Origin of the sequence: Nocardioides sp. (assembly GCF_004803405.1) — a bacterium.
Taxonomy (GTDB): domain Bacteria; phylum Actinomycetota; class Actinomycetes; order Propionibacteriales; family Nocardioidaceae; genus Nocardioides; species Nocardioides vastitatis.
Window position 1 is genome coordinate 1 of the sequence record NZ_SSXI01000096.1, and the last position, 8,015, is coordinate 8,015.

Here is an 8,015-nt window from a genome sequence, read left to right on the forward strand (position 1 = left end):
CGGGCCTTGCGTGCCCGGTGTCGGCGTCCGGCACCGCCAGACCGGCGCGGCGGGGTCACCGCCGGATTCTCCGGCCGGTGTCCTCGTCCACCCGGCCCGAGCGCAGGTCGCCCGGGTGGACCCGCCGCTCCTCGCGCTCCTCGCGCTCGCGCGCGATCTGGGACGACCGGAGCTGGAAGGGCACGGAGGTGACCATGACGCCGGGGGTGAACAGGAGCCGCCCCTTGAGCCGCAGGGCGGTCTGGTTGTGGAGCAGCTGCTCCCACCAGCGACCGACGACGTACTCGGGGATGTACACCGCGACCACCCCCCGCGGGTTGGCCCGCCGGATGGCGGAGGCGTACTCGACGATCGGCTTGACCACCTCCCGGTACGGCGAGTGCAGCACCTTGAGCGGCACACCGGTGTTGCGCTCGTCCCACTCCTCCAGCAGCCGCGCGGTCTCCTTCTCGTCGACCGACACGTAGACGCCCTCGAGGGCGTTCGGCCTGGTCGCCTTGGCGAACGCCAGCGCCCGCAGCGTCGGCTTGTGCAGCTTGGAGACGAGGACGATCGCGTGCACGCGGGTCGGGAGCACCTTGTCCTGCTCGTCCGCGGCGAGCTCGAGCGCGACGTTCTCGTAGTGGCGCTTGATCGCCACCATGATCCCGATGAACGAGCCCATCGCGAGCAGGGTGAGCCAGGCGCCGCTGATGAACTTCGTCGCCAGCACGACCACCAGGACCGCCGCCGTCATCGCGAAGCCCGCCCCGTTGATCAGCCGGGAGCGCTGCATCCGGAGCCGCTCCGCCGGGTCCCGCTCGGACCTCAGGTGCCGGGTCCAGTGCTTGACCATCCCGAGCTGGCTGAGGGTGAAGGACACGAACACGCCGACGATGTAGAGCTGGATCAGCTTCGTCACCTCGGCGTCGAAGGCGACGATCAGGGAGATGGCCATCCCGGCCAGGATCATGATGCCGTTGCTGTAGGCGAGGCGGTCTCCGCGGACGGCGAGCTGGCGTGGCAGGAACCCGTCCCTGGCGAGGATCGACCCGAGCACCGGGAAGCCGTTGAACGCCGTGTTGGACGCGAGCACGAGGATCACGCCGGTGGCGATCACGACCAGGTAGAAGCCCGGCGGGAAGTTGTCGAAGACCCCGTGCGCGATCTGCGCGATCAGGGTGTCCTGGTGGTAGTCCTCGCCGACGGGCGTGCCGTCGGGGCGCACCAGCCGGTCCAGGTCGTGCGGGTCGACGTACTTGACGTTCATCACGTTGGCGAGGGAGACCACGCTCAGCATCAGCGTCACGGCGATCAGCCCGAGCAGCATCAGCGTGGTCGCGGCGTTCGTGCTCTTGGGGCGTCGGAAGGCGGGGACGCCGTTGGAGATGGCCTCCACACCGGTGAGCGCCGCGCATCCGGACGAGAATGCTCGTGCCACCAGGAACACGAGGGCGATCGTGGTGAGCGTCCCCTCGTAGTTGGCCGCGGGGATGATCTCCAGCTCCGCGCTCTGGGCGTCCGGCAGGGTCCCCCCGGCGTACCGCACGAGACCCCACAGGCACATCCCGCCGAGGGCGGTCATGAACGCGTACGCCGGCACGGCGAACGAGGTGCCCGACTCACGCACCCCGCGCAGGTTCATCAGCGCGAGCAGCACGACGAGTCCGACCGCCACGAGCACCCGATGGTCGGCCACGTAGTCCACCGCCGACGCGGCGTACTGGGCGGCCGAGGACAGCGACACCGCGACGACCAGGACGTAGTCGACGATCAGCGCGCTGCCCACCGTCACTCCGGCCTTGGGCCCCAGGTTCACGGTCGCGATCTCGTAGTCGCCGCCGCCCGAGGGGTAGGCGTGGACGTTCTGTCGGTACGACGCCACCACGATCAGCATCACCGCCGCGACAGCCAGGGCGACCCAGATCGAGGCGGAGTAGAGAGCGACGCCGGCGAGGGCCAGGATGATGAAGATCTCGTCCGGGGCGTAGGCCACCGACGACAGCGCGTCGCTGGCGAACACCGGGAACGCGATGCGTTTCGGGAGAAGGGTCTCCCCTAGCTGCGCGCTGCGGAGCTTGCGGCCCAGCAGGATCCGCTTCGAAACATCGCCGACTCCCACGAGCGACAACGTTAGGGCACGGACCTTGCTATAGCGTTCACACCGTGCACGTCGTGATCATGGGATGCGGCCGCGTCGGCTCGACGCTGGCGCGGAGCCTCGAGGACCGCAACCACACTGTGTCGATCATCGACAGCGAGCCGGACGCGTTCCGGCGGCTGGGCCCGGGCTTCAACGGCGACAAGATCCCCGGCATCGGATTCGACCAGGAGGTCCTCGAGAAGGCCGGCATCCGCCGGGCCGACGCGTTCGCCGCGGTGTCGAGCGGCGACAACTCCAACATCATCGCCGCGCGGGTCGCGCGGGAGACGTTCGGCATCCAGCAGGTCGTGGCGCGGATCTACGACCCCGGCCGGGCCGAGGTCTACCAGCGGCTCGGGATCACGACGGTGGCGACCGTGAAGTGGACCGCCGACCAGGTGCTGCGCCGGATCCTGCCGGCCGGAGCCGAGCCCGACTTCCGCGATCCCTCGGGCACGATCCGCGTCGACCACATCCCGACCCCCGAGGTCTGGGTGGGTGCGCGCGTCGGCCAGCTCCAGCGCCAGGGGCGGTGCCGCGTAGCGTGGATCGACCGGCTCGGGGAGGGTGTCCTGCCCGACCGCGACAGCGTGATCCAGGAGGGCGACATGCTGCACCTGGTGGTGCGCGAGGACACCGCGCAGCAGACCTACGACGTGTTCGCACGCGGCCCCGAGCACGAGGGCTGAGGACGAGGGGATGAGGCAGGGATGAGAGTCGCCATCGCCGGAGCGGGGGCCGTCGGCCGCTCGATCGCCCGCGAGCTGATCGGCAACGGGCACGAGGTGCTGCTCATCGACAAGTCGCCGTCGGCGATCCGCCCGGAGCGGGTGCCGGACGCCGAGTGGCTCCTCGCCGACTCCTGCGAGCTCTCCTCACTCGAGGAGGCCAGGCTGGACAAGTGCGACGTGGTCATCGCCGCCACCGGCGACGACAAGGCCAACCTGGTGACCTCGCTGCTGGCGAAGACCGAGTTCGGGGTGCCCCGGACCGTCGGGCGGGTCAACCACCCCAACAACGAGTGGCTCTTCACCGAGGCGTGGGGCGTGGACGTCAACGTGTCGACACCTCGCATCATGTCCGCGCTGGTCGAGGAGGCGGTGACGGTCGGCGACCTGGTGCGCCTGTTCACCTTCCGCCAGGGCAACGCGAACCTCGTCGAGATGACGCTGCCCTCGGACTCTCCCTACGTCGGGAAGGCGTCGGGACTGATCCCGCTGCCGGAGAACTGCGCCCTGGTCACGATCCTCCGGGACGGGCAGGTCTACGTGCCGGCCCCGGAGCAGCCGGTCGAGGCGGGCGACGAGCTGCTGTTCGTGGTGCCGGCCGAGGCCGAGGACGCGCTGGAGCGGCTGCTCGCCCCCTCGGCGCACCCCCAGAAGGACTGAGTCGCTAGGACTGGGCGGGCTCGACCCGCTCGATCGGCGTCGCGTTGCGGGCCAGCAGCCACACCATCGCCGACCAGGATCCGATCCGGAGCGCCCAGCCGAGCCCGCTGCGGAGCACCAGGATGGCCACCACGGCATGGTCGGGGTCGATCGTGCCGTTGTGGCCGAGCAGCCACACCGGCCCCTGCAGCAGCACCCCGATCGCCCCCGGCAGCAGCATCACCCAGGTCAGCCGGCTGCAGAGCCTCACCACCTGCTTGTCCTGGTGCCACGCCGTGGGGTCGCCGGTGACACTGCCGAGCATGAACCCCAGCATCGGCCAGCCGAGGAGGCACGAACCGCCCAGCACTACGGTGTAGCCGAGGCTGATCAGGATGCCGGGCAGGAAGAACGCCAGCGCCTGGTCGGTCTCGGAGCCTCCGGAGCTCTGCGCCCACCGGACGAAGACCCAGCCGATGCCGATGCCGAAGAGGGCGTTCAGGACGTACTGGGCGCTGCTGCGCTGCACCACCCGGGCGAGCAGGGCGAGGCCGGCGACCATCAGGCTGCCCACCAGCGCCCACTGGAGCTCCCTGGTGGTCAGCCAGACCACGGTGAAGACGATGCCGGGGATCGCGGCCTCGAGGATGCCGCGGCGGCCCCCCAGGGCGGAGGACAGCTGGCGTCGTACCAGCGCCTCGACGGTGTCGATGCCGACCTTGCCGGGGACCCGGTCCGGGACCTCATCAGGGACCTCGTCCGGGGCCCGCCCGGGGACCTGCTCGGAGCGGTCGTCGGTGGTCACAGCAGCTCGTACTTCGGGTTGTAGATGATCCGGGAGCCGTCGGGGAGGCGGCCGATCCGTCCGGCGACCTCCATCGAGCGGCCGGGACCGATGCCGGCGATCCGGCGCCGTCCGAGCCAGATGATGGTGACCGTCCCGGTGCCGTCGTACAGCTCGGCCTCGAGGGCGGGCACGCCACCGCGTGGACGGAGGGTCACGGTGCGCAGGGTGCCTCGAAGCCGCACCGGCTCACGGTCGGGCGCGTCCCCGACGCGCAGGACGCCTTCGGTCGAGAAGGTACGGCGCAGGTCCCTCGCCTCCTGATCATCGGCGTTCGCCCATCGGCTGATGGTCCGCCTGAGGCGGGACTTCGTGGTCATGACCGGCTCAGCTCGCCGGGACTGCCTTGGGCTGAGCGCCCTCGGGGAGGGTCAGCGGGAGCTGCTCGCCGACCGGCATGGCGTGCGCACCACGGCGCACCGCGACCCTGGCGATCGCCTCCTCCCACTCCTCGGCGGCCTCCGGCTTGCGGGCCGGGTCGCCCAGGAAGGTCGCCCGGAGCAGCCAGCGTGGGCCGTTGATCCCGATCACGCGGGAGGTCTGGGTGCCGGTGGCGCCGTCGGTACGGGTCACCATCACCTCGCAGACCAGCTCGGTGCCGAACCGGCCCTCGCGCTCGGTGGCGGTGCCGCCCCGGCGCGCCGCGTCGGCGGCGATCTGGGGCCGGATCTCGCTCCAGAGGTCGCCGTTGCGCGGCGCCGCGAACGCACGCAGCTCCAGGGCGCCGCCGTCGGCGGCGAGGAGTACGGCGCGGACGGCGCCGGACTTCTCGTCGACCTGGACTCGCAGCTCCTTGTCGGCGGTGGGCGCGACCAGCAGCGCACCGAGGTCGACGCGCGGCACATCGTCGTCAGGGAGCTCGTCGACGTCGTACGGACCAGCCAGCGCGGCATCGGTCTCCTCGGCCGGGCCGCCGGCGGTCACGCCGGCCGCTGCCGTCGTCTCCCCGGTGGTCGCATCGTCGACGTCCGTGTCGGCAGGCTTGCGCCGCAACCTCACTGTTTCCTCCTTGTCGGATCCTGCTTCAGCCGGTGGGCCTCAAGCACCGAACCCTCCAGTAGAACCGTAGCCGCCGCTCCCACGAGCACTCTCGGGAAGGGCGTCGACCGCAACGAACCGGGCCCGCTCGAACCGCTGGACCACCAGCTGCGCGATGCGGTCGCCCCGGCGCAGCGCGATCGGCTCCGAGGGGTCGTGGTTGACTAGCAACACCTTGATCTCGCCACGGTAACCCGCGTCGATGGTGCCCGGGGTGTTGACGATGGAAAGTCCGTGCCTGGCCGCGAGACCCGAGCGTGGGTGGACGAGCGCGACGTACCCCTCGGGCAGGGCGATCGCGATGCCCGTGGGCACCAGCGCGCGCTCGCCGGGCGTCAGGGTCACGTCGACGGTGGTCAGCAGGTCGGCGCCCGCATCGCCGGGATGGGCGTACGACGGCAGCGGCAGCTGGCGATCGAGCTGCGTGACGGCGATCTCGAGGTCACTCACGCCGCAGGACACTAGCCGCACGGCGCTCGCGGCCCCGCATGCGGCGGCCGACGGGGAGGATGGGATCCTCTTCCCCGTGAACCCGCGGCCCGACTATTACGAGCGGCTGAAGGTGCCGCTGCGGTGGTGGGCCCAGGGCACGATGCTCGTCGCCAGCCTCTGGCTGGCTGTGGTCGTGGCACTTCCCGGCCCGGCGGCCTGGGTGGTGACCGCGGTCGCGATGGGCCTGCTCGCCGTCTGCCTGTTCTGGTACGGCGACGCGCGGGTCGTCGTCGCCGACGGCTGGTTCCGGGCCGGGCGTGCCCGGATCGAGACCTCCTTCGTCGGCGAGGTCGCGGCGTTGGACGCCGAGGAGGCCCGGCGGGTGGCGGGCCCCGGGGCGGACGCGCGTGCCTACCTGCTGCTCCGGCCGTACCTGAAGCGGGCGGTCAAGGTGCAGATCACCGACCCGGCCGACCCGGCGCCGTACTGGCTGGTGAGCTCGCGGCACCCTGAGGCGCTGGCCGGAGCCCTCAACGCCGCCCGCGCGCGGTAGGGCGCGCCGCACAGCCGGCCCGCGCCCACCAGTAGGCTCGGCGCATGGCAAAGGACAGCTCCAAGGTCTGGTCGGTGTTCTCGCTCCTCGCAGCGCTCGGTGCCGCCGCGCTCGCGAAGAAGGGCCTCGACGGCGGGTGGAAGATCGCCACCGGCAAGAGGCCCCCGGAGAACCCGGCTGACCCGGACGTCGACGTCTGGGAGGCCGTCGCCTGGGCCGCGGTGAGCGGCACCTTCATCGGCTTAGCGCGGATGTTCGCACAGCGCCGGGCGGCGAGCTACTACGTCCGCTCCACCGGCCACCTGCCCCCGCCGATGCGGAAGCCCAACCAGCAGGCCTGATCAGCGCTGTCTGGCGCCGTCTGGCCGCCAGCGAGCCTCGCGCTCAGCAAACCTCGACCGCGCGGGGCAGCGCGGCGGGAGGCATCGCCAGGCAGCCTGCTGCCTGCATCTATGGCGGAGACGCGCTCGCGCCGAACGTCAGGCGCAGTCCCTGCAGATCATTCTCTTCGGGTCCGCGAGCTGGCTGCGGTGGTGGACCAGGAAGCAGCTCATGCAGGTGAACTCGTCCTCCTGCTTGGGCTTGACCTCGACCGCGAGCTCCTCGTGCGAGAGGTCCGCGCCGGGCAGCTCGAAGGACTCGGCGGCCTCCGCCTCGTCCTCGTCGACCTTGCCGGAGTTCTTGTCGTGGCGGCGCGCCTTGAGCTCTTCGATGCTCTCCTCGGACTGCTCGTCCTCGTTCTTGCGCGGTGCGTCGTAGTCGGTCGCCATGACGTGTCTCTCTCCCCTTCGGCTGGCCGGCCCCAGGCACTGGTTGTCCTGCTCGGCGCGGCAGATTGTGCACCATCCGCTGTCGGGTTGCGACACCCGGGTCGATGCGAGTCGCCAGAACGGTCTCGGGACCGCGCCTATTCCCGAAGGAACCCTGCGCATCGTACGGCTTCGAGCAGCTCCTCGAAGCCGTTCGCCGGGCCACAGACCATCGCCTCCGTCCCGGCCGCACCCACGGTGACCAGGGTGCGCGCCCCGGCGAGCCGTGCGATGAGGCCCCCGGCGGCGTGGTCCCACAGGTGCACGCCCTCCTCGACGTACCCGTCGAGGGCGCCCTGGGCGACCTTGCAGAGATCCAGGGCGCAGGACCCGCCGCGGCGGATGTCGCGCACCTCCGGCAGCAGCCGGGCCGCAGCCGCGGCCTGCACGGTCCGCACCTCGCGGGTGTAGTTGAAGCCGGTGGCGATCAGGCGCTGGCCCAGCGGCGCCGGGGCTCGTACGACGATCGGTACCCCGTTCCGCGTCGCCACTCCCCCGGTCGGGCCGGCGCCGGGGTCGAGGTGGCCGGCGTACACGACGCTCTTCGCGACGTCGACCACGACGCCGGCGACGATCTCGCCGGCGACCTCCGCGGCGACGGAGACGGCGTACTCCGGTATGCCGTAGAGGAAGTTCACGGTGCCGTCGATCGGGTCGACGATCCAGCGGACGCCGGACGTGCCCGCGACGTCGTCGCCCTCCTCGCCGAGGAACGCGTCGTCCGGGCGGGTCTCACCGATCCGGGTCCGGATCAGCTCCTCGACGGCTCGGTCAGCGGCGGTGACCACGTCGACGTCGCTGGACTTGGTGGCGGCCACGAGGACCTCGGCGGCGGCGTGCTCGCGGACCA

At 71.4% G+C, this 8,015-nt stretch carries 11 protein-coding genes; 4 read left to right on the forward strand and 7 right to left on the reverse strand.

The window, feature by feature from the left end:
* Window positions 1–55: 55 nt before the first annotated feature.
* Complete coding sequence (locus E7Z54_RS07170) at window positions 56–2,101, reverse strand: APC family permease (RefSeq protein ID WP_136432350.1); 2,046 nt, start codon at window positions 2,099–2,101, stop codon at window positions 56–58.
* Window positions 2,102–2,145: 44 nt separating this feature from the next.
* Here E7Z54_RS07170 and E7Z54_RS07175 point away from each other — a divergent pair, with 44 nt between their 5' ends.
* Both E7Z54_RS07175 and E7Z54_RS07180 read left to right on the forward strand, forming a co-directional pair.
* On the forward strand, window positions 2,146–2,811 hold the full coding sequence (locus E7Z54_RS07175; protein WP_136432352.1) for a potassium channel family protein: 666 nt from the start codon (window positions 2,146–2,148) through the stop codon (window positions 2,809–2,811).
* A 21-nt stretch (window positions 2,812–2,832) separates the two neighbouring features.
* Window positions 2,833–3,510 carry a potassium channel family protein gene (locus tag E7Z54_RS07180; RefSeq protein WP_136432354.1) on the forward strand — a complete coding sequence of 226 codons (678 nt, stop codon included), beginning with the start codon at window positions 2,833–2,835 and terminating at the stop codon, window positions 3,508–3,510.
* A gap of 4 nt (window positions 3,511–3,514) precedes the next feature.
* On the opposite strand, the gene E7Z54_RS07185 is transcribed toward E7Z54_RS07180, so the two are convergent.
* Genes E7Z54_RS07185 through dut form a run of 4 tightly spaced genes read right to left on the reverse strand, consistent with a single transcriptional unit; the run spans window position 3,515 to window position 5,821 of the window.
* A complete protein-coding gene (locus E7Z54_RS07185) occupies window positions 3,515–4,294 on the reverse strand; it encodes a DUF3159 domain-containing protein (protein ID WP_240769558.1) in 780 nt (259 codons plus the stop codon).
* Window positions 4,291–4,653 carry an OB-fold nucleic acid binding domain-containing protein gene (locus E7Z54_RS07190; protein WP_136432356.1) on the reverse strand — a complete coding sequence of 121 codons (363 nt, stop codon included), beginning with the start codon at window positions 4,651–4,653 and terminating at the stop codon, window positions 4,291–4,293. Before E7Z54_RS07190 ends, E7Z54_RS07185 begins: the two co-directional genes overlap by 4 nt.
* 7 nt (window positions 4,654–4,660) lie before the next feature.
* Window positions 4,661–5,332, reverse strand: a complete 672-nt coding sequence (locus tag E7Z54_RS07195; RefSeq protein ID WP_136432358.1) for a DUF3710 domain-containing protein — start codon at window positions 5,330–5,332, stop codon at window positions 4,661–4,663.
* A gap of 39 nt (window positions 5,333–5,371) precedes the next feature.
* Entirely contained in the window at window positions 5,372–5,821 is a 450-nt protein-coding gene (dut, locus tag E7Z54_RS07200) for a dUTP diphosphatase (protein WP_136432360.1), read from the reverse strand.
* 76 nt (window positions 5,822–5,897) lie between these two features.
* Between dut and E7Z54_RS07205 the strand changes: the two genes are divergently transcribed.
* Window positions 5,898–6,356: a DUF3093 domain-containing protein gene (locus E7Z54_RS07205; RefSeq protein ID WP_136432362.1), complete on the forward strand. Its 459-nt coding sequence runs from the start codon at window positions 5,898–5,900 to the stop codon at window positions 6,354–6,356.
* Window positions 6,357–6,400: 44 nt separating this feature from the next.
* Window positions 6,401–6,697, forward strand: a complete 297-nt coding sequence (locus E7Z54_RS07210) for a DUF4235 domain-containing protein (protein ID WP_136432364.1) — start codon at window positions 6,401–6,403, stop codon at window positions 6,695–6,697.
* A gap of 138 nt (window positions 6,698–6,835) precedes the next feature.
* Here E7Z54_RS07210 and E7Z54_RS07215 read toward each other — a convergent pair whose 3' ends face one another.
* Entirely contained in the window at window positions 6,836–7,126 is a 291-nt protein-coding gene (locus E7Z54_RS07215) for a DUF4193 domain-containing protein (protein ID WP_136432366.1), read from the reverse strand.
* Between the two features lie 137 nt (window positions 7,127–7,263).
* The coding region (locus tag E7Z54_RS07220) for an inositol monophosphatase family protein (protein WP_136432367.1) at window positions 7,264–8,015 on the reverse strand (752 nt) is incomplete at its 5' end.

Coding starts and splice junctions, on each gene's coding strand:
- E7Z54_RS07215 (WP_136432366.1), bottom strand. CDS start 7,126: ATGGCGACCGACTACGACGCACCGCGCAAGAACGAGGACGAGCAGTCC.
- E7Z54_RS07190 (WP_136432356.1), bottom strand. CDS start 4,653: ATGACCACGAAGTCCCGCCTCAGGCGGACCATCAGCCGATGGGCGAAC.
- E7Z54_RS07180 (WP_136432354.1), top strand. CDS start 2,833: ATGAGAGTCGCCATCGCCGGAGCGGGGGCCGTCGGCCGCTCGATCGCC.
- E7Z54_RS07210 (WP_136432364.1), top strand. CDS start 6,401: ATGGCAAAGGACAGCTCCAAGGTCTGGTCGGTGTTCTCGCTCCTCGCA.